This window comes from Paraburkholderia sp. Ac-20336 (assembly GCF_017105025.1).
GTDB lineage: Bacteria > Pseudomonadota > Gammaproteobacteria > Burkholderiales > Burkholderiaceae > Paraburkholderia.
Genome location: NZ_JAAGPS010000009.1, coordinates 17,296 through 38,533, shown reverse-complemented (window position 1 = coordinate 38,533; position 21,238 = coordinate 17,296). Strand labels below are relative to the sequence as shown.

The 21,238-nt window shown below is 63.3% G+C and carries 18 protein-coding genes; 6 read left to right on the top strand and 12 right to left on the bottom strand.

Annotation, left to right across the window (positions count from 1 at the left end; all coding sequences use genetic code 11):
• The first annotated feature begins 404 nt into the window (after positions 1-404).
• On the top strand, positions 405-932 hold the full coding sequence (locus GXB81_RS05875; protein WP_167049087.1) for a class IV adenylate cyclase: 528 nt from the start codon (positions 405-407) through the stop codon (positions 930-932).
• Positions 933-1,050: 118 nt separating this feature from the next.
• Here GXB81_RS05875 and GXB81_RS05870 read toward each other — a convergent pair whose 3' ends face one another.
• Together GXB81_RS05870 and GXB81_RS05865 are read right to left on the bottom strand one after the other, a co-directional pair.
• On the bottom strand, positions 1,051-1,542 hold the full coding sequence (locus tag GXB81_RS05870; protein WP_167049089.1) for an Lrp/AsnC family transcriptional regulator: 492 nt from the start codon (positions 1,540-1,542) through the stop codon (positions 1,051-1,053).
• Between the two features lie 280 nt (positions 1,543-1,822).
• Positions 1,823-2,047: a DUF3717 domain-containing protein gene (locus tag GXB81_RS05865; RefSeq protein ID WP_167049090.1), complete on the bottom strand. Its 225-nt coding sequence runs from the start codon at positions 2,045-2,047 to the stop codon at positions 1,823-1,825.
• 149 nt (positions 2,048-2,196) lie between these two features.
• Between GXB81_RS05865 and GXB81_RS05860 the strand changes: the two genes are divergently transcribed.
• On the top strand, positions 2,197-2,883 hold the full coding sequence (locus tag GXB81_RS05860) for a response regulator transcription factor (protein ID WP_167049092.1): 687 nt from the start codon (positions 2,197-2,199) through the stop codon (positions 2,881-2,883).
• Positions 2,884-3,026: 143 nt separating this feature from the next.
• A complete protein-coding gene (locus GXB81_RS05855) occupies positions 3,027-4,532 on the top strand; it encodes a sensor histidine kinase (RefSeq protein WP_167284411.1) in 1,506 nt (501 codons plus the stop codon).
• A 58-nt stretch (positions 4,533-4,590) separates the two neighbouring features.
• Here the strand turns inward: GXB81_RS05855 and GXB81_RS05850 are convergent, their stop codons facing one another.
• From GXB81_RS05850 to mnmC, 7 genes are all read right to left on the bottom strand, one after another.
• On the bottom strand, positions 4,591-5,124 hold the full coding sequence (locus GXB81_RS05850; RefSeq protein WP_167284412.1) for an SET domain-containing protein-lysine N-methyltransferase: 534 nt from the start codon (positions 5,122-5,124) through the stop codon (positions 4,591-4,593).
• A 208-nt stretch (positions 5,125-5,332) separates the two neighbouring features.
• On the bottom strand, positions 5,333-6,445 hold the full coding sequence (locus tag GXB81_RS05845; protein ID WP_167049098.1) for an NADH:flavin oxidoreductase/NADH oxidase: 1,113 nt from the start codon (positions 6,443-6,445) through the stop codon (positions 5,333-5,335).
• A gap of 71 nt (positions 6,446-6,516) precedes the next feature.
• On the bottom strand, positions 6,517-7,230 hold the full coding sequence (locus GXB81_RS05840) for a glutamine amidotransferase (RefSeq protein ID WP_167049100.1): 714 nt from the start codon (positions 7,228-7,230) through the stop codon (positions 6,517-6,519).
• A 163-nt stretch (positions 7,231-7,393) separates the two neighbouring features.
• Positions 7,394-8,032 (bottom strand): MarR family winged helix-turn-helix transcriptional regulator, encoded by a 639-nt coding sequence (locus GXB81_RS05835; protein ID WP_167049102.1) that lies wholly within the window; start codon positions 8,030-8,032, stop codon positions 7,394-7,396.
• Between the two features lie 576 nt (positions 8,033-8,608).
• A complete protein-coding gene (locus tag GXB81_RS05830) occupies positions 8,609-9,724 on the bottom strand; it encodes a YbdK family carboxylate-amine ligase (protein WP_167049104.1) in 1,116 nt (371 codons plus the stop codon).
• A 101-nt stretch (positions 9,725-9,825) separates the two neighbouring features.
• On the bottom strand, positions 9,826-11,031 hold the full coding sequence (locus GXB81_RS05825) for a cation:proton antiporter (protein ID WP_167049106.1): 1,206 nt from the start codon (positions 11,029-11,031) through the stop codon (positions 9,826-9,828).
• A gap of 963 nt (positions 11,032-11,994) precedes the next feature.
• On the bottom strand, positions 11,995-13,971 hold the full coding sequence (gene mnmC / locus GXB81_RS05820; RefSeq protein WP_205988626.1) for a bifunctional tRNA (5-methylaminomethyl-2-thiouridine)(34)-methyltransferase MnmD/FAD-dependent 5-carboxymethylaminomethyl-2-thiouridine(34) oxidoreductase MnmC: 1,977 nt from the start codon (positions 13,969-13,971) through the stop codon (positions 11,995-11,997).
• 436 nt (positions 13,972-14,407) lie between these two features.
• On the opposite strand from mnmC, the gene GXB81_RS05815 reads away from it, so the two are divergent.
• Positions 14,408-14,686, top strand: coding sequence for an HU family DNA-binding protein (locus GXB81_RS05815; protein ID WP_085482965.1), 279 nt, complete (start codon positions 14,408-14,410; stop codon positions 14,684-14,686).
• 125 nt (positions 14,687-14,811) lie between these two features.
• On the opposite strand, the gene GXB81_RS05810 is transcribed toward GXB81_RS05815, so the two are convergent.
• The 3 genes from GXB81_RS05810 to GXB81_RS05800 all read right to left on the bottom strand — a co-directional run bounded on the left by GXB81_RS05810 (position 14,812) and on the right by GXB81_RS05800 (position 17,335).
• Positions 14,812-16,158, bottom strand: a complete 1,347-nt coding sequence (locus tag GXB81_RS05810; RefSeq protein WP_205988625.1) for a GTP-binding protein — start codon at positions 16,156-16,158, stop codon at positions 14,812-14,814.
• Positions 16,159-16,418: 260 nt separating this feature from the next.
• The gene (locus GXB81_RS05805; RefSeq protein ID WP_167049112.1) at positions 16,419-16,865 is read right to left on the bottom strand and encodes a lytic transglycosylase domain-containing protein; all 447 of its coding nucleotides are present in this window, start codon (positions 16,863-16,865) and stop codon (positions 16,419-16,421) included.
• 176 nt (positions 16,866-17,041) lie between these two features.
• Positions 17,042-17,335 carry a hypothetical protein gene (locus tag GXB81_RS05800; RefSeq protein WP_167284415.1) on the bottom strand — a complete coding sequence of 98 codons (294 nt, stop codon included), beginning with the start codon at positions 17,333-17,335 and terminating at the stop codon, positions 17,042-17,044.
• Between the two features lie 29 nt (positions 17,336-17,364).
• Here GXB81_RS05800 and gspD point away from each other — a divergent pair, with 29 nt between their 5' ends.
• On the top strand, positions 17,365-19,728 hold the full coding sequence (gene gspD / locus GXB81_RS05795; RefSeq protein ID WP_205988624.1) for a type II secretion system secretin GspD: 2,364 nt from the start codon (positions 17,365-17,367) through the stop codon (positions 19,726-19,728).
• Positions 19,725-21,236, top strand: coding sequence for a type II secretion system ATPase GspE (gene gspE, locus GXB81_RS05790; protein ID WP_205988623.1), 1,512 nt, complete (start codon positions 19,725-19,727; stop codon positions 21,234-21,236). Before gspD ends, gspE begins: the two co-directional genes overlap by 4 nt.
• The last annotated feature ends 2 nt before the right edge of the window (positions 21,237-21,238 follow it).

The window sequence follows — 21,238 nt, the reverse complement described above, 5'->3', positions numbered from 1 at the left end:
TAAAACGGCCTGAACGGCCCGAGGTCCGCGCCCGCGAGGTTGCGTGGCGCCGATCCGGCATTGCGCGAGCACTTCGCCATCCCTCGCGATATGAGGCGCGCTAATGCCATAAGGGATGCAGCAAGCGGCGTAACCGGCGAAAAGACGGAAAACACGTCGGTGCAAAATGCGCCACATCACGGTCATGTCGACCTGTCTCGACCGCCACGCCGCTGCCCTACTTTGCTTGCGGGCTGAAACCATACCGTCACACAGTTTTTGCTAGATTGAACGTTTGTGCCTGCTCACCCGCCTCATACGATTTCCCGTTCCGCCCGACTTCGTTTTTCCCGGCGGCTTCTCTGCGGCAACCACGGCAACCCGGGGAAGCCGCCGGCCATTCCATCCATCGACAGGAGCCTGACATGGCACGCAACATCGAAATCAAAGCCCGCGCCCAGCATTTCGAGCAACTGCGCGAGCGCGCCGCGCAACTCGCGACAGAGGCTCCGCTGATCTTCCGCCAGCAGGATTTTTTCTACGACGTGCCGCGCGGCCGCCTGAAGCTGCGCCAGTTCGACGACGGCACGCCGGCCGAGCTGATCTTCTATCAGCGTGACGACCGCGACGGCCCGAAGGCCTCGTACTACACGCGCAGTCCCGTGACGAACCCCGAAGCGATGCATGCATTGCTCGCGACCGCGCTGACCACGCGCGGCATCGTCACGAAGGAACGGCATGTGTATCTGAGCGGGCGCACGCGGATTCACCTGGACCGCGTCGACGGTCTCGGCGATTTCATCGAACTCGAAGTGGTGCTCGCGCAGGACGACGACGAGGAAAGCGGTCACGCCGAAGCGCAGGAGATGTTCAGAAGCCTCGGCGTAGCGGAAGCGGATCTGGTGCCGGTCGCCTACGTCGATCTGCTGAACGACGCGGAACAGGCTGCATAAGTTTCCAGCGATGTCATGGGCCGCAGCGTGCCACGCGTCGCGGCCCGCCCGGGTATCGCTCCTCCGACGGCAAGCGAGGCGAAACGGCCGCGAACTTACCACCGCCCCTTCCACATCATCAAACCGCGGCCGCTCCCGGCGCCAGATGCCCGAGCGGTAACGGCCCATTGCGCTTGAACGTGGTCAGCACGATGTTCGAGCGCACGCTGTCGACACCGGGCACGCGCATGAGCTTCTTCATCACGAACGTCGACAGGTAGTTCAGGTCCGGTGCAACGATGCGCAGCAGATAATCGGCATCCCCAACCACCGCATGACATTCGAGCACTTCCGGCAGCGCGTCGATCTGCTGCTGAAACTGCTCGATGATCGAATCGCCGTGGTGCTTCAGTTTGAGGCTCGTAAACGCGGTGACGCCGAGCCCGAGTTTTTCCGGACGCAGTACGACGCGGTAGCCGTCGACGACGCCCACCTGCTCCAGCCGCTGCAAACGCCGCCCGATCTGCGACGGCGACAGCGGCACCTGCTCGGCCAGTTGCTGATGCGTAGCCCGCCCAAAGCGCTGCAATACGTCCAGCAGCGCGAGATCGAAGTGATCGAGTTCCAGCATGTGAATATTCCGCATTGAATCGTTATTTAACGCGAAATTATTGCACATTTATACAAAATAACGACAGTTTCGTGCCATTTAGATGCACCGCCCGCTCTACATTCGCATCCGTCTTTTTCACGCGGATCGCGATGCAATTCGAGTCGCCGCGTTTATCAAAGGTATTACCGCGCAATACAAAAAATTCGCGGTGTCTCACGCGCGTTTATACGCCGCGCATCAAACAATCGGATCGAAATGAAAGGACAATGCAGGCTATCCCCTGGTCAAACCTTCAGTTCTACAGGCTATTATTAAGTCGAACGTAAGATTCCCATGCCTGCTTTGCAATCGGGTCGAAACGATCCAGTGATAGCGACTGCTGACGCTGTACAATCAGCAGCGCATACGGCTTGGAGAGCGCGCTTGCCTCCTTGCACAGAACGAGTTCGTCGCCGCTTGAAGGCGAGCGGGCACGCCAGAAGTTGATCGCGGCTTCCAGTTCGTGAATGGTGATCTCGGACATGACTTCGTGATGGCTAGCAAGGCGTTCCAGGGCGGCTCGGCAGCTGCTTCGCGGCGCGCTTTCCGCCGCTTCGCACGCTGCCTGTGCAGCAGGCGCCCCGGCGAACCGCTTGCCCAAACGCCTAAACCCATTGTACTTGAGCGAAATCCATGCGACTCCTTCTGATTGAAGATGACCGTCCCATCGCACGCGGCATCCAAAGCAGTCTCGAACAAGCCGGTTTCACCGTCGACATGGTCCATGACGGCATCTTCGCCGAACAGGCCCTCACGCAAAACCGCCACGAACTCGTGATCCTCGATCTCGGTCTGCCGGGCATCGACGGCATGACGCTGCTCGCGCGTTTCCGCCAGAGCAATCGCCATACGCCGGTCATCATCCTCACCGCGCGCGACGAGCTGAACGACCGCGTGCAAGGTCTCAATTCCGGCGCCGACGACTACATGCTGAAGCCGTTCGAACCCGCCGAGCTCGAAGCACGCATTCGCGCGGTGATGCGCCGCAGCGGTCCGCACGGCGACATGCCGCGTCCGGAAGTGTCGCTCGGCGGCGTGCGCCTGTCGGGCGTCGATCGCCGCATCTTCAACGACGACAAGCCGCTCGAACTGTCGCCGCGCGAATTCGCGGTGCTCGAAATGCTGCTGCTGCGTCATGGCCGCGTGGTCAGCAAGGCGCAATTGCAGGATCACCTCACGCACTTCGGCGGCGATCTCGGCGACACCGCGATCGAAGTCTACGTGCACCGGGTGCGCAAGAAACTCGAGAACTGCCGTGTCGAAATCGTCACCGTGCGTGGCTTCGGCTACCTGTTGCAGGAAATCCGCCAGGCGGCATAATCGTCGTACGGGCCGCGCATTGCGTCGCGGCCCGACGGCGCCGGACCGGTGCGGCACACACCTCGTGCCGGGTGTGCGGCCTGCCGGCCTCCGGAACATTTCAGGGCGCCTCGCGCCGTTGTCCCTACCCCGCGCGTACGACCATGCCCCAGCCGGCCGCTAATAGTCTGCGCCGCACGCTGCTGCGGCGCCTCGCTGCTCCCCTTTCGCTGCTCGCGCTGATGAGCGGCCTGATCGCTTACTGGCTGGCTTGGCAGTACACGCAGCATGTCGTCGACCGCTCGCTCGCCGACCTCGCCACCGCGATCTCCAAACAGATCCAGATTGCCGGACCCGAAGCGCCGATCACGGTGCCGCCGCTCGCGCAGGCGATGTTCTCCGATCCGGTCGAGCATCTCGTCTACCGGATCAGCAACGGCGACACCGAAATCGCCGGCGACAGCAATCTGCCGCTGCAAGGCATCAACGTGCGCCGTATGCACTATGCGTATGTATTCGAAACCCAGCATGAAGGCGTGACGGTACGGGTCGCGCAAGTGCGGGTCGACCAGCCGAAGGGCAATCCGATCATCATCGAAGTCGGTCAGGCCGTGCATCACCGGTTCCGCATCGCCGCCGAGTTTCTGGTCGCGATCATGATGCCGCTGCTGTTGCTGCTGCTGGCCGGCTGGGTCATCGTCTGGCGCGTCGTCAATCAGCAGCTCAATCCGCTCACCGCCCTCGCCGATTCGCTGAACCGGCAGACGCACACGTCGCTCGAACCGGTCGACGAAACCTATGTGCCCGTCGAAATCCGTCCGCTTACCGGCGCACTGAACGCGCTGCTCGACCGCCTGAAAACCGCGCTCGACGCGCAGCGCAAATTCATCGCCGACGCCGCGCATCAGCTGCGCACGCCGCTCACCGCCGTGAAGCTGCATGCGGAACAGGCGGCGGTCGCGCGCGATCCGCAGCAGACGCTCGCCGCCGTACGAGAGTTGCGCGCCGCGGCCGACCGCGCGGTGCGGCTGTCGAATCAGTTGCTGTCGCTCGCGCGGGCCGAGCCGGGCGAACAGGCGGCACGCTTCGTCAATGTCGATATGGCCGCGCTCGCGTTCGACACAGGTGCGGAATGGGTGCCGCGCGCGCTTGCCGTGCAGGTTGACCTCGGCTTCCAGCGTCTCGACGATCCCTCGAACGATCATCCGCTGACGGCGCGCGGCAACCCGGTGCTGCTGCATGAAGTGATCGCGAATCTGCTCGATAACGCGCTGAAGTACGTGCCGCCGTCGCGCATCGACGGCGCTCGTATCACCGTGACCGTTTCGCAGACGCTGATCGACGAGCTGCGCATGGCGGAGATCGTCGTCGAAGACAATGGGCCGGGCGTGCCCCGCGCGCAGCAGGCCGATCTGTTCAAGCGGTTTTTCCGCGGCGACGGCCAGAGCGAAGCCGGCGTGGATAGCGGCGCGGGCCTGGGTCTGGCGATCGTCCACGACATCATGGTGCTGCATCACGGCAGCGTGCATTACGAGGACGCACCCGAAGGCGGCGCACGTTTCATCGTGCGGGTGCCACTGATGCGCGCCGAGGTGCCTGCCGGCGTCGCGGACGCCGACGCGCGGCGCGTGGCGAAAAAAACGGCGCCCTCGGCGCCGGTGGATATCTGACTATCCGACAGCAGCAGGACGTGAACGCCCGGTTCGACCGAGGCGCTCACGCCTTGCCTCATTTCTTCTTCGATTTCTTCGTCGTCTTGCCGGACTTGCCGGACTTGCCTGGCTTGTCGGCCTTGGCACCGCCGCTCTTGCCCTTCGCCGGCGGCGCCAGCATCGTGCCGCGGCACTTGCGCGCGCCGCAACGGCATTCGTATTCCTTCTTGAGCTTTTTCGTCTGACGCGCGTCGATCACGAGCCCGTAGTCGTAAAAGACTTCCTCGCCTTCCGCGATATCGCGCAGCGCATGCACGTACACGTGACCGTCGATTTCCTCGGCCTCGCAGTTCGGCGCGCACGAGTGATTGATCCAGCGCGCGCTATTGCCGTTCACCTTGCCGTCGATCACCTTGCCGTTGTCCAGCGCGAAGTAGAACGTATGATTCGGCTCAGCCGGATTGTGCGGATGACGGCGCAGCGCTTCTTTCCAGGAGATCCGCTCGCCCTTGTATTCGATGAGCCGCTCGCCGGCCGCAATCGGTTCGAGTGCAAACACGCCCTTGCCGTGCACACCCGAACGGCGCACGGCGATCCTGCGTGAATTCATTGAATGAATCCTTGTGAAGAACTGGGATGAAGTCCGGCAATCGTCAGAGACACGTTTTGCACGCAGCTTTTCTGACGCGGATAGCAAACGCGGCGCCCTGCGAGCGCCGCGTCGACTTGCGACGCCGAAGCGCCACAACCGGCATCCTACACGCTGACTGCGGCTTCGTTCAACCGTCGCCGGCGCGTTCGTTTCAAGCTGCGCTACGTTAGCGTTGACCGAACGATATGTCGCCGAACAGGGCCTTCTGATCGCGCGGTTGCGAACGCCAGTACTGCGGCGGCGCATCGACCGTAGCGCCGAGTTGCGCGGCGGCATGCCACGGCCAGCGCGGGTTGTACAGCAGACCGCGAGCGATGGCGATCAGGTCGGCGTCGCCCGCTTCGATCAGTTGCTCGGCATGCAGCGGATCGGTGATGAGCCCGACGCCGATCGTCGCGAGACCGGTCGCATGCCGGACAGCCTTCGCGAACGGAATCTGATAGCCCGGTTCGAGCGGAATTCTCTGCAATGGCGACACGCCGCCCGATGACACATCGATCCAGTCGCAGCCGCGCTTTTGCAGTTCGTGCGCAAAGGCGATCGTGTCTTCGAGCGTCCAGCCGCCTTCGACCCAGTCGGTTGCCGACACGCGCACGCCAACGGGTTTGTCGGCCGGGAATGCGGCGCGCACGATGTCGAAGATTTCGAGCGGGAAACGCATGCGGTTTTCGAGCGAGCCGCCGTATTCGTCGCTGCGCTGATTGGCGACCGGCGAGAGGAACTGATGCAGCAGATAACCATGCGCCGCATGCACTTCGAGTGCGTCGATGCCGAGGCGCGCGGCACGCCGCGCGGAAGCCGCAAAGGCTTCGCGAATCCGCCTCAGACCGCCGACGTCGAGCGCCAGCGGCGGCTCTTCACCGGCCTTGTGCGGCAACGCCGACGGCGCATGCGGCAGCCAGCCGCCTTGCGACACCGGAATCAGTTGACCGCCGTCCCACGGCACATGGCTCGACGCCTTGCGGCCCGCATGCGACAGCTGCATCGTCACGCTGATGGACGAATGCTTGCGAATCGCGGCCAGCACCGGCACCAGCGCTTCTTCGGTTGCGTCGTCCCACAAGCCGAGATCGCCGGGCGTGATGCGGCCATCGGGCTCGACCGCGGTCGCTTCGATGCACAGCATCGCCGCGCCGGACAAGGCGAGACTGCCGAGGTGGATCATGTGCCATGCGGTCGCTTCGCCGCGTTCGGCGGAGTACTGGCACATCGGGGAAACAACGATACGGTTGGGAAGCGTCACGCTACGCAGCGTGAGCGGAGAGAAAAGCGCGCTCATGGATTTGCCCAGTGAAAACCCGAGAGCAACCGAGCATAGCACCGCAAGCGGTTTACTGCATGAATCTGGGCTCAGGCTTGGGTTTCGACCTGATCGAGCCATTCGCCGAACATGCGGCAGGCGGCGGCTTCGAGGGCCGGGCCGAATTGCGCGGTATCGGCACGCAACTGGCGCGCATCGATGCCATGCCCGATCAGTTCGCCCGCATTGCCGATCAGCCATGGTTCGAAGCGATCGCTGCGGATTTCCGGATGACATTGCAAACCCAGCACGTGATCGCCCCAGGTGAACGCCTGGTTTTCGCAGGCGGGTGTCGAAGCAAGACGCGTCGCGTTGGCGGGCAGATCGAAGGTATCACCATGCCAATGCAGCATCGACGTCTGCGCGCCATCCAGATGACGCAGCGGCGAAGCGCGGCCGGCGTCGGTCAACGTGAGCGGCGTCCAGCCGAGTTCGGTATGGCCTGCGGGATAAACGCGCGCACCGAGCGCACGCGCGATCAGTTGCGCGCCGAGACAGATGCCGAGCGTCGGCAGACCGGCCGCGATGCGCTTTTCGATCATCGCGAGCAGCGGCACGAGTGTGGGATAAAGCGCGTCGCCGGTTGCGCTGATCGGGCCGCCGAGCACGACCATCAACGAAGCGGAGACGGGATTCGGCGCCTCGATACGGGCAAGTCCCACGTCGAGATAACGGACCGGACGCCCGCGCTCGCCGAGCACCAGCTCGAGACTGCCCAGATCCTCGAAGTGCACATGACGAATGGCCAGTACTTCGCGATTCATCGCCCTGTCCCACCTTCAGGTTAACTAACGACTTGCCGTGCAACGACATGCCGCCGGCCTGTCATTGCGCGACCGCCAGCCGTCCGACAGCCGGCTTACGCCGGCCGCCGGACCCGCGAGGCCATGATAGCGAATGGTCCCGATCGCCCCGAAAGACGCCGCGTTAGACCGCGAAAATCTTCCAGTTCTTCTTCTGGGTAGCGACGTCCGCCTTTTCGTGCACGGAGCAGTCGAGACGCAGATCGGTGTCCGCCATGTTCAGGTCGAGCAGCGCGCAGTGATGCGGCGTCTTCTTCGGATTCTTGCTCGGCTGGAAATGCGAGCAGCTCAGGCACATGCGGTGCGCCGGAATCGTGTCCTGCGCCTCGAGCTGATGGATGGTCTTGAGCAGCGTGCGATAGAACACGGCCTGCTCTTCTTCACGCAGCGTGCCCACTGCCTTGCTCAGGAAGTCGGGCCACTGGGCCGCGCGCTTCGCGGCCGTGCGGCCACGCGAAGTCAGACGGACAGCAAGGGCACGGCCATCGTCGAGGGCGCGGCGCTTTTCGACAAGACCCTTGGTCTCGAGCGTGCTGACCGCATCGCTGGTGGTCGCGGCGGTCAGCGCCGTTTCGCGGGCAATCTCGCCGAGACGCATCGGCCCTTTGCGCTGCATCAACAGCACGAGGATTTCGCCCTGGGTCGGCGTGAGGCCTGCGCCTTCCGCCCATTCCCAAGCCTGGCTGCGCATCGCCGTGCTCAATCGCAAGAGGCTGTGGGTCACACGCCCAGCTGCCTGTTCTCCGTATACACCTTCGCTCATAATCTTCGATTCGTTTATTTACCGCTTTTGTGCGATGCCGGCAAACTGCTTGCCGACCGCGCCCGTTGCGTGTGTGGGGTAGCTTCGACTGACTGCTGACGAAACCGGTGGTTCAACTATCTCAAAAATTTACCGCCCGGCAAACCGCTAGCGGTTGAAAACGACATTCTATGCGAGGTCGGCAAATCGTACAGCTAACTTACCCAACCCACTCTGTGGATAACCAGGGGAAAACGTTTGGATAGCCTGTGCAACATTTCCCGATAACGCCCCGGACAATACCTGACCGCTTCCTGTCCGTCCTTGTCCGACAAGGTCGAAGCCCATTTCGCGATACCTCGTTATCATTTCCGCAGCGCGTTGACTTTGCAAGGAATTATTCAGTTGTCCACAGCCTCAGGCAATGCTTGTTAACGACTACTACGCTTGTATACGTAAACTTTGGAAAAACCTGAAGGGGGTCACGGGCAAAAATTTTTTAAAAGACATTACAAAAAAAAACCCGCACGAGGCGGGTTTCCCTGAAACGTTACGTAAATGACACTCGCGAGCGCGATTTTGTGAATGACCTCGCGACTAGGCGCGCCATTGCAGACACTGCTGCCGCACCGCTTCGTGCAAGGACTTTTCCCGCGCAAACACGCTGCGCAGCCAGGTTGCATCGTTGATCTGGCCGCGCGCAATCGCGCCGATTTCAGTCAGCGCATTGGTCGAGCCCAGCGTTTCGGCATGCGCGCCGATCAGTTCGAGCGTTTCGAGGATGTCCTCGGAAATCGTCTTGCGTTCGCCCGTTTGCGGATTGATGCAGGTGCCGCCGAGACCGAAACGGCAGGCCTCGAAGCGGTTGAAGGTATAGACAAGGTAGTCGTCCTCCTTCGGCGCGATCGGCTTGTCGAGCAGCAGATGCCGCGCGAGCGTCTGGATGTAGCAGGCGATCGCCGCAGCGCGGTCGACCGAAAACGGCGTATCCATCACACGTACTTCGATCGTGCCGAAGCCGGGCTTCGGACGGATGTCCCAGTAAAAGTCCTTCATGCTGTTGACCACGCCGGTGTGGACCATCTTCGAGAAATATTCCTCGAAGCTGTCCCACGTGAGCACGAACGGCGCGCGGCCCGACAACGGAAACGCGAACACCGAATTGAGCCGCGCCGAATGGAAACCGGTATCGACGCCCTGCACGAACGGCGACGAAGCGGACAAGGCGATGAAATGCGGGATGAAACGCGACATCGAATGCAGCAGATACAGCGCGCTGTTCGCATCCGGGCAACCGATGTGCACGTGCTGGCCGAACACCGTGAACTGCTTCGCCAGATAACCGTATAGCTCGGAAAGATACTGAAAACGCGGCGTATCGACGATCTGCCGCTCGCTCCATTGCTGGAAAGCATGCGTGCCGCCGCCGCACAGGCCGACATTGAGATGATCGGCCGCGGAGACAAGCGTGTCGCGAATCTGGCGCAGATCGGCCACGGCCTGCTCATGCGACGTACAGATGCCGGTCGACAGCTCGATCATGCTTTCGGTGATTTCCGGCGTGATGTTGCCGGGGATTTTTTCGTCCTTGATAAGACGCAGCAGATCCGAGCCGGCCTTGGTCAGATCATAGTCATGCGTATTGACGATCTGCATTTCGAGTTCGATGCCGAATGTGAACGGCTTCGAATCGATGAAGGGTTCGAGTGACATGGCGTCCCCTGAGTCAGGTCGTTTGAAACGGATGAGTTTAAAACGGCTTCGCGAGTCCGGCGCCGCCGTCTTCCCACGCCGCGCTCATGTTGGGTTCCCGCTTACTCTTCGCGCCGTTCGGCGACGAGCGCGAGACTGCGATACACGAGCCACGGCCCGAGAATCTGCAGCACGAAAATCGAACACATCACGATGGCGCGCAATTGCGGATCGAAGTTCGGATAAAGGTTGTAGGTGTCGTCGACGAGCAGATAAGCCAGCGCCGACATGGGCGACAACGACAGGCCGAGCGCCACGCCCTGCTTCCAGTTCAGGCCGCTCGGCTTGGCGAACGCGAGCACACCGACCAGCTTCGCCACCAGCCGCGCCACTATCAGCCCCAGCGCCGCAACACCGCCGAGCGCGATGTGCCGCCATTCGAACGCGGTCAGCGTTAGCACGAACAGGATCACGGTCAGCAGCCAGCCGGCCGTGCCGAAATGCTGCGGCCACAACTGCGGACGAGCCTCATGATTTTTCACGATGATGCCCGCGGCGAGCAACGCGAGAATCGTCGACAGCTTGAACAGATGCGCAACCGCGATCGCGAGCAGCACGAGACCGAACAGCGCGACGAACGAATGCTCGTCGTGCATGTTCAGGCGCCGATAGAAGAACGTGCAGGTGCGCGCAAGCAGATACGCGAGCACGAGCGAGCCGATCAGCAGATACAGCGGCTGCAGGATGGTCGCGAAGACATTGCCGTATACCTCCTGATGCAGCCAGCTCGAGACGAGCTTTTCGATCACCACCGCATACATGCTGTTCAGCGCGGTCAGCGTCAGCAGACGCTGCGTGACCTGCCCTTCCGCGCGCAATTCCGTTTTCAGCTGGATCACCATCGCCGGCGACGTCGCCATTGCGATCGCGGCCAGCACGGTCGCCACCATCAGCGGCACGTTCAGGAACAGCAGAACCGGCAGGACCAGCACGAAAGTCAGCGTGGCTTCGGCGACGCTCGACAGGATCAGCCACGGATTACGGCGGATCCAGCGCAGATCGAGCCGGCTGCCGAGTTCGAACAGCAGCAGGCCGAGCGCGACGTCGAGCAACGGCCGCGCGGCGCGCGCGGCATCGGCGTCGATCACGCCGAAACCGGCCGCGCCGGCAACGAGACCGATCACCGCATAACCGGAAATGCGCGGTAAACGCCATGCGCGATAACACAACTCGCCGCACAGCCCGGCGGCAAGCAAGGCAAGTCCGGCCCAAAAGATGGCGTCGGGCGAAAGCGGCCACGCTGGAAGAAACGAAAACGCCGAATTCATCGTGATGGGTTCTCCTTGTCAGCAACGGCAGACGACACGAACCGGCGCAGACGCCGGCGAGCGAGCGGTCAACGCCCACTGTCGCAATCTCGCTTCGCGAAGTCAGCGTTGCGAGTTTCAATGATCGGATGATCGGCATGCGCCGCGGCCGGAAAAGAACCGCGAAGAATCCGGCACGTTCACGGATGCGGCTATAGCAACCGGTACGGTGAAAGAACGCCGTCGACTTTGAATCAGATTCTGTTTGACCGGCACCGTTCCGTTGCAATGCGTGCCGCCAGATACGGGGGGCACAACGCGGAAAAGAACGGCGATTGTGCCATAGCTTTTTCTGTCTCAACCGAAAAGGCACCAACTCGCAGGCAAAACGGTAAAAACGTACGCGATCTTCGTGACAAACGGTGACAAGAGGAAAAAGCGACCGTTTTACTCATGAAAAATAGCCGGCGCGGATTGCGAGCTTGAGCGCTGCCTGTGTGTTTTTCATGTGCGTTTCCGCATAGAACCGGTGAAGTCCAGCGATGTTTTGACGGAATTGCGCCAGTCGATGGGCGGGGCGTCAGCCTCTGCCTTCGTTGTTTACTGGTTTACCGTATGTATACGTAGTAACAGTTAACAAGCTGCCTCGCTTTCTGTGGATAACTCGGGTTTACCGAAACGAATCAGCCAATTACCGGCCGCATAACCGGATGCACAGCGTGTGCGGCAGCGGCAGGTATACGCGGGCAACTTTTTGCGTTTTTCGGCGACGCGCGAGTTACCCCGTTTACGTCCACAACGGTTCCACACGACTTGCGCCGGTTAACCGCGCGGTTATCCACAGGGGCTGGTGGATAACCTGCGTTGCGAGTTAACCGGGTTAACCGTCGGGATGAACCGCAGCGGCGTATACGGCAACAGCATGCGACGATCACGCAGCGTGCGGTTGCGACCGCGACCGCGACCGTTAACGAGGGAGGGCGGTTAACCGACCGTTCCCTGCCGCAATCCACGCAGCAGGAACCGGGCCGGGTCGATGTCTTCCGCGAGGTCGCGTTCGAGCGGCCACGGCTCGCCTTCGATCTGCGAGGCGATCAGTTCCGCGCCAAGCGCCGCCCATACGAGACCGCGAGACCCATACGCGAATGCGCCGTACAGGCCGTCCACGCGCGGCAGATCGAGCGGCCATGCGCCGCGCAGGCGGGCGGCATCGCGGACGGCCGCGGCTTCGTCGGCGAGTTGGCCGATCATCGGCATGCGGTCGCTCGTGACGCAGCGAAACGCCACGCGTCCCGCGAGTTCGGCGATTGCCGCCGGTTGTGCGACGTCGAGCGCGCTCGCGAACACGGGCAGCATCTGCGCGACGCGCTCGATGTTCTCACGATGACCGTCCGTTCGCAGCGACGTATCGGGATCGTCGAGTTCGTAAGTGGCGCCGGCCAGCGTGACGCCGTTCGCGAGCGGCACCGCGTAACCCTCGCCGATCACCGGCAGCGCGAGCGGCGCGACCGTGCCCGGCGGCAGTAAGCTCAACTGACCGCGAATGCTGCGGGTCGGCGCATGACGCAAGCCGGCGATTCGCGCGGCCTCGTGCGCACCGGCGACGATCACGACCGGCGCGCGTGCCACGGCATTGCCCGCGATATCGAAGACGGTCCACTGGTCGCCGGTTCGTTCGAGCCGCGCGACCTCGACGCCGAAGCGTCGTTCGAGCCGCTCGCCCGCCGCGGCGAACTGCGCGGCGCATAACGAGGCCGGATCGATCCAGCCGCCGTGCGCAAAGAACCAGCCGCCGCGCGCGAGCGGCATGCCGGCGAGCGCCGAAGCCTCGCTGGCGGAAACCGGCCTCACGTAGTCGGACGGATAGCGGAACGTCGCGATTGCAGCGCCGATCGAGCGGGCTTCGTCGTCATCGGCGGCGATTTGCAGCAGGCCCTCGCCGCCGCGCGCGAGCCGATGACCGGCCGCTTCGAGCGCGGCCCAGCGATTGAGCGTATAGAGGAAACCGGCGCGCGTGACGCGCGAGGCGACGCTGTCGTCGCGCGAGATCATCGGATGGAAAACGCCCGCGGGATTGCCCGACGCATCCTGCGCCACCGACGCGTGCCGTTCGAGCGAGGTGACGCGCCAGCCGCGCGCCGCAAGCCGTTCGATCACGGCGCAGCCGGCGAGCCCCGCGCCGATCACGACCGCATGCCGCTCGGCATGCGCGAACGGCGCGGGCGGTTCATAACGGCGCACCCGCCAGCGCGGCGCGAAGTGACCGACCAGCATCGCGCGCTTCCAGCCGAAGCCGTCGACCTTGCGATACTCGAAGCCGCATTGTGTCAACGCGCGTTTGACGTCGCCGGCGCTGCTGTAGGTGGAGAAGGTCGCGCCCTCGCCCGCGACGCGCGCGAGCGACTTGAAGATCACCGGGCTCCACAGCTCCGGATTTTTCGCGGGCGCGAAACCGTCGAGATAAAACGCGTCGGCGCGCAGGCGCAACGCAGGCAGGCTGTCGGCCGCATCGGCGAAGACCAGCGTGAGCACGACACGGCCGCCTTCGAATTCGAGCCGGTGCGTGCCTAGCACGAGCATCGGCCATGCGTGCGCGAGCGTATCGGCAAGGCTCGCAATCAGCGGCTCGGAGAGCGTCTTCGCATAGACGCGGCGCAGATCGTCGGCGCTGAACGGATGCTTTTCGATCGACACGAAATGCAGCCGCTCGCAACGCGACGGATCGGCGCGCCACGCGGCCCACGTCACGAGAAAGTTGATGCCCATGCCGAAGCCGGTTTCGAGCACGGTGAACGTGCGGCGGTTCTGCCATCGCCCGGGCAGCGCATTGCCGCGCAGAAAAACGTATTCGGCCTGTTCGAGCGCGCCGACGGCGCTGTGATAGATGTCGTCGTAGAGCGGCGAAAACGGGTTGCCGTTGTCGCGAAAAGCGAGGACGGCGGGGATCAGCGGATCGGTCATGCGCAGCGGGAAAACACGCTCAAATGGATGCTCGAAGGAGCGGTCCGGTCGTTGTGGCCGGCGCGCGCGGCTCGTGGAGCGCCGGAAAAAGGCGGATGCGCATCTGTGCTGCGTTGGCAAAAACCAACGCCAAGCCCCGTCAGCACTGGGTTTCAGCCTCGTTTTAAGGGTTAACCAAGGTGAAAACTCCGGTTTCCTTGCTGGATCGGCCCGAGAACCGCGCAAATCTTCGAAACCCTTATCCTGATTGGGTTTGCGCTGCGCTATCATAGCAAGCGCCGCGAAGGGAGCGGCAGCACGGCCGGCGGACAGTCACCTGTCCGCTGCGAGAGATTCTCGGGGATCAGGGCCGCAGCTGCTCGACGGCGCGGTGCGCGCACGTATAATCGGCGCGTTCGCGCTGTTCGTATCAACCTAAACTCAGAAAGGAACCTTAATGAACAAACAGGAATTGATCGACGCTGTCGCAGGACAGACGGGCGCCAGCAAGGCTCAAACCGGCGAAACGCTGGACACGTTGCTCGAAGTGATCAAGAAGGCTGTGTCGAAGGGTGAAGCGGTCCAGTTGATCGGCTTCGGCAGCTTCGGTTCGGGTAAGCGCGCAGCGCGTACGGGTCGCAATCCCAAGACTGGCGAAACCATCAAGATTCCGGCAGCCAAGACCGTCAAGTTCACCGCCGGCAAAGCGTTCAAGGACGCAGTCAACAAGCGCTAAGCAGATCGATCTGCCGGGCAGTTGACACCCGCTAGAAACCCGCCCATGGCGGGTTTTTTTTCGTCCGCGATTTCGTTTCCGGCCAGCGGGAAAATGCCGGGCGCTGTGCCTGGTGCGCCCGGTGCTCAGTCGTGACGATGCACGATTTCGCCGTGACCATCTCCGCCGTGTTCGCAATCGTGGCCGTGATCGTGATGGGTGTGACCCTGTGCGCCGTCATGATCGTGATTGTCTTCGTCGAAGTCCCATGCGGGGAACGGATCGTCGAACTGCCGCCAGGCCTCTGACCCGAGCGCGTATTCGGCGTCACTGAGCAGGCACGCGTCGAATTTCGCGCGCCACGCGGCCGGATCGATATCGATGCCGATCAACACCAGCTCCTGGCGACGGTCGCCGATGCTCGTATCGTCCAGATCGCCATACCAGTCGGCGGCGATTTCGGCGCTCAGTTCGTCGTCTCCGTCGGGCCATTCGCTGCGATCCTGCGCGGCCCACCACATGCCCGCCGGACCATGCCGGCAGGCACCGCCCGCTTGCGACAGCGAACCGGCAATGTCATTGCGCGTCGCGAGCCAGAAGAAGCCCTTGCTGCGCAGCACGCCCTTCCATTCCTGATGCAGCAATTCCCACAGCCGCTGCGGATGAAACGGCCGGCGCGCGCGATAAATGAAATTGCCGATGCCGTATTCGTCCGCTTCGCCGTGATGCGCGTGGCCGTGCTCATCGTCGTGGCCGTGATCGAGCGAGGCGAGCCAGCCCGGCGCGCTCGACGCCTCGTCGAAATCGAAGCGCCCCGTGTTCAGCACCTGGTCGAGCGGCACGCAGCCGAAGCGGCTTACCACCTGCACCGCGCGCGGGTTGATGCGCGTGAGGATGCCTTGCAGGCGCGCGAGTTCGTCCGTGCTGACGAGGTCCGCCTTGTTCACGACGAGCACGTCACAGAATTCGATCTGCTCGATCAGCAGTTCGACGATCGTGCGGTCGTCTTCTTCGCTGACGGCGACGCCGCGTTCGGCGAGCGCCTCGGCCGAGGCATAGTCGCGCAGGAAGTTGAACGCATCGACGACCGTCACCATCGTGTCGAGCCGCGCGATATCGGATAGCGATGCACCGTCATCGTCGACGAACGCGAAGGTTTCGGCGATCGGCATCGGTTCGGCGACGCCGGTCGATTCGATCAGCAGCGCATCGAAGCGCTTTTCTTCCGCGAGGCGGCGGATCTCGTTCAGCAGATCGTCGCGCAACGTGCAGCAGATGCAGCCGTTCGACAACTCGACGAGCTGTTCCTCGACACGCGACAACTCGGCGGCGTGACGCACGAGCGCCGAATCGATATTGACGGCGGCGAGATCGTTGACGATCACCGCGACGCGCAGACCGGCGCGATTCGCGAGGATGTGGTTCAGGAGCGTGGTCTTGCCGGCGCCCAGAAAACCGGAGAGCACGGTGACGGGCAATAGCGGCTGGTTCATCGCGGTACGGAGAAAACAGGAAGATGGGAAGGCATGCCGGGCCCGGCCTTGCATGAACCGCTTGGCCGTTTTGCCGCGCGAGCCCGAACGGATCGTCGCGGCAGCATGAAGCCGCATTGTGCATCAAAACGGCCATGGGCCGCGCGCGAGCATCGTGGCGGCGAGAGGCACGGCCGTATTCGTGGGGAAAATCACGAGGAAAAAACGGAAGAAAGCACGCCAGCGAACGAGAAACCCGGCAAACCGCTTTAGTTCTCGTACTAGCGTGCGGCCGGCATCAACTTCCAGCTACGCAGAATCGCGACGATCTGCTGCGAGTACTTGTCGCGCAATGCCGGCGTTTCGGAGTGGTACGCGCCGACCGCCTGCCACGTATTGCCGTACTTGTTCATCTGCCGGCGCAGATGCCACGCGGCGATATAGACGTTCTTGCACGGCTCCATCAGCGTGCCCTGCGAGATGCCGTATTGCGCGAGCACAGGCAGATGGATCGAGTTGATCTGCATCACGCCGTAGTCGGTCGAGCCGTTCGCGTTCTTGTGCTGCGCGTCCGGCCGGTTGTGCGATTCCTGCCAGGCGATGGCCCGCAGAATCAGCGGATTAACCTTCTGATATTTGGCCGCCTCGTCGAAACAGTCGGCGCGTGCCGACCCCGCTGCCGCGAGCAGGGTCAGGGTGACAACGACAGTAACGAACGGACATTTCATCGCTAAAGACAGCCAGAAAATCTCGGAGTAAGGATCAGTAAGGCGTTTTCCCGGCCGCGTTTTTGCCGCGAGAGGCAGGCTGGCCGGGTGTTTATCGCGCGTCGGGGAAAACCCGCGTGAGCAAACCCATAACGGCGAGTCGAACGGCTCGTATCATACCGGCAGTCTGAACATCGTCAAGTTGGCCAACCGACATAAGGCAGCACAAATCCGCGTGCTGAGATTCGCTCCTGAAGCCGGTTTGCTTTCAATTGAATGACAACCCAGCGATCTTTTAAAGGAATCGCGCGAGGTCGTCTGTTTTGTTTCAAATCCGACATGAAAAGCTGGTACTGTTCGTTTTTTTCGGACATTGGCGAGCTGGTGTTCCACGCGGAAATCGTTTTCGCAACCGGCTCGTAAGCCGATCGGGCAATGGCTTGCCGCCGGGTCCGCATCGCATGACCGTCGGTGGCAGCGGCTGCCGGCATCGATATCACATTCCATGAGAAGAAATTGTATGGCTTTGCGTCGCGTGGCAACGGCGCTGCTGGTGGCTGGGTTGATCACCGCGCAGACAGCACAGGCAGAGGTGACACTGAATTTCGTGAACGCCGACATCGATCAGGTCGCGAAGGCGATCGGCGCCGCAACCGGCAAAACGATCATTGTCGACCCACGGGTGAAGGGACAGCTGAACCTCGTTTCCGAAAACGCTGTACCTGAAGATCAGGCGCTGAAAACCCTGCAGTCGGCACTGCGCATGCAGGGCTTCGCGCTGGTGCAGGATCACGGCGTGCTGAAGGTCGTGCCCGAGGCCGACGCCAAGCTGCAGGGCGTGCCGACCTACGTCGGCAATACGCCGAGCGCGCGCGGCGACCAGGTGGTCACGCAGGTCTTCACGCTGAAGAACGAATCGGCCAATAACCTGCTGCCGGTGCTGCGTCCGCTGATCTCGCCGAACAATACCGTCGCGGCCTATCCGGCCAACAATACGATTGTCGTCACCGATTACGCCGACAACGTGCGGCGCATCGCGCAGATCATTGCGGGCGTCGACAGCGCGGCGGGCCAGTCGGTCGCGGTCGTGCAGCTGAAGAACGCGAACGCGATCGACATCGCCCAGCAGATGAACAAGATGCTCGACCCGGGCTCGATCGGCAGCACGGACGCGACGCTGAAGGTATCGATTTCGTCTGACCCGCGCACCAACTCGCTGCTGATCCGCGCCTCGAACAGCGCGCGCCTTGCCGCCGCGCGGGAACTCGCGAAGCAGCTCGACACGCCGACCACGATGCCAGGCAACATGCACGTCGTGCCGCTGCGCAACGCGGATGCGACGAAGCTCGCGCGCACGCTGCGCAGCATGCTCGGCAAGAGCGGCGGCGGCGAAGGCGGTTCGTCGGGCGGCTCGAACGAAGCGAACTCGTTCAACCAGAATAGCAGCGGCGGCCTGTCGGGCAGCAACTCGACGGGCACGTCCGGCACGCCGCCGTTGCCGTCGGGCGGCCTCGGCAGCAGCTCGATGGCCTCGCCGATGGGCGGCGGCGCCTCGGGCTCGAATAACAACGGCGATTTTCTCGGCGGCGACAAGAACAAGAGCGACGACAACCAGGGCGGCGGCATGATCACGGCCGACTCCGCGACCAACTCGCTGATCATCACCGCGCCGGACCCCGTCTACCGCAATCTGCGCGCGGTGATCGACCAGCTCGACGCGCGTCGCGCGCAGGTCTACATCGAGGCGCTGATCGTCGAGCTGAACTCGAATACGAGCGGCAATCTCGGCATCCAGTGGCAGGTCGCGAACAATTCGCTGTTCGCGGGCACGAACCTGGCGGCCGGCTCCGGCAACAGCATCGTCAACCTGACGGCCGCGGCCGTAACGGCCGGCGCGACAGCCGGCGCGACCAGCGGTCTCGGGCTTGCCTCGGCGCTCGGCAATGGCACGCTTCAGCAAGGCCTGAACGTCGGCTGGATTCACAACCTCTTCGGCGTACAGGGTCTCGGCGCGCTGCTGCAGGCGCTCTCGCAGACCGCCGACGCGAACGTGCTGTCCACGCCTAACCTGATTACACTCGACAACGAGGAAGCGAAGATCGTCGTCGGTACGAACGTGCCGATCCAGACCGGTTCGTACTCGAACCTGACGAGCGGCACGACGAGCGCGGCATTCAACACGTTCGACCGCGTCGACATCGGTCTCACGCTGCACGTGAAGCCGCAGATCACCGAAGGCGGCATCCTCAAGCTGCAGCTTTACACCGAAGATTCGGCGATCGTGAACGGCACGAACAACTCGACGACGAACCCGGCGGGCCCGGAGTTCACGAAGCGCTCGATCCAGTCGACGGTGCTGTGCGATAACGGCGAGATCATCGTGCTCGGCGGCCTGATGCAGGACAACTACCAGGTCAGCAACAGCAAGGTGCCGCTGCTCGGCGACATTCCGTGGCTCGGCCAGCTGTTCCGCTCGGAGCAGAAGACGCGCGACAAGACCAACCTGATGGTGTTCCTGCGTCCCGTCATCATCAGCGATCGCGATACCGCGCAGGCTGTCACGGCGAACCGCTACGACTACATCCAGGGCGTGCAGGGCGCGTACCGCTCGGACAACAACATCATGAAGGATCGCGACGATCCGGTCGTGCCGCCGATGCCGATTGGCCCGAGCCAGGGTGGCGTGCCCGCGATGAACCTGTTCGATCTGAACCAGATGCGCCGTCAGCAGATGATGCCGCAGCAAGCCCCCCAACAAACGCCGCAACAGGCCGTGCCGCAAGCGGCGCAGCCCGCGACGACGCAACCCGTGCCGCAGCCCGCCGTCATCGCCCCGGCGAGCAGCGTCGAGCCGAGCACGATGTCGCCGGGAGCGCGTCCGTGACGCAGACGCCCGCGCAATCGCAGCGCACGCACCACGGCGAGGCCGTCGGCGAGCACGCGGCGCCCTCGCCGCTCGCGGCCCGGCTCGTGCCGTACGGCTTCGCGCGCGGCGGCCAGATTCTCGTCGCGCATCAGCACCCCGACAGCCTCGAAGTCTGGATCAGCGAACGCACGAGCGACGCGGCGCTTGCCGAGGTCGCGCGCAATTTCGGCGCGGTCTCGGTCGTGCGCATGCCGGCCGACGAACTCGCGCAGGCAATCAACCAGGCCTACGCGCGCCAGGACGGCAGCGCCGCGCAGGTGGTCGGCGAGGTGGAAGGCGAAGTCGATCTCTCGCGTCTGATGCAGGACATTCCCGAGGTCGAGGATCTGCTCGAATCGGAAGACGACGCGCCGATCATCCGCATGATCAATGCGCTGCTCACGCAGGCCGCGCGCGAACAGGCTTCCGACATTCACATCGAGCCGTTCGAGAATGCGTCGGTCGTGCGCTTTCGCGTCGACGGCACGCTGCGCGACGTGGTGCGGCCGAAAAAAGCGCTGCACGGCGCGCTGATTTCGCGGATCAAGATCATGGCGCAGCTCGACATCGCCGAGAAGCGTCTGCCGCAGGACGGCCGCATCACGTTGCGCGTGGGCGGCCGCCCGGTCGACGTGCGCGTCTCGACGCTGCCGACCGGACACGGCGAGCGCGCGGTGCTGCGTCTGCTGGAGAAGGATGCCTCGCGCCTGAATCTCGAAGCGCTCGGCATGGCCTCGGACACGCTCGGCCAGTTCGACAAGCTGATCGGCAAGCCGCACGGCATCGTGCTCGTGACGGGCCCGACCGGCTCGGGCAAGACCACGACGCTGTATGCGTCGATGTCGCGGCTGGAGACGGCGACCACCAACATCATGACGGTGGAAGACCCGATCGAATACGACCTGTCGGGCATCGGTCAGACCCAGGTCAACGAGCGGATCGGCATGAGCTTCGCGCGCGCGTTGCGCTCGATTCTGCGGCAGGACCCGGACGTCATCATGATCGGCGAAATCCGCGACCTCGAAACGGCGCAGATCGCGGTGCAGGCATCGCTCACGGGCCACCTCGTGCTCGCGACGCTGCACACGAACGACGCGGCCTCGGCCGTCACGCGTCTCACGGACATGGGCGTCGAGCCGTATCTGCTCGCCTCGTCGCTGCTCGGCGTGCTGGCGCAGCGGCTCGTGCGGCGGCTGTGCCCGGTATGCCGCGAAGAGCGCACCGAAGAGGATGGCAGCAAGCGCTGGCATCCGGTCGGCTGCGACCGGTGCGGGCACTCCGGTTATGCGGGACGGCGCGGCGTGTACGAGTTGCTGCTGATCGACGAATCGATCCGCACGCTGATTCATCGCAACGCGGCCGATGCGGAAATTCTCGAAGCGGGCCGCGCGCAGGGCATGCGTACGCTGCGCGAGGATTCGGAGCGCTGGCTCGAATCGGGGCTCACGTCGCTCGAGGAAGTGATTCGCGTGACGGGCGGAGCATAAGC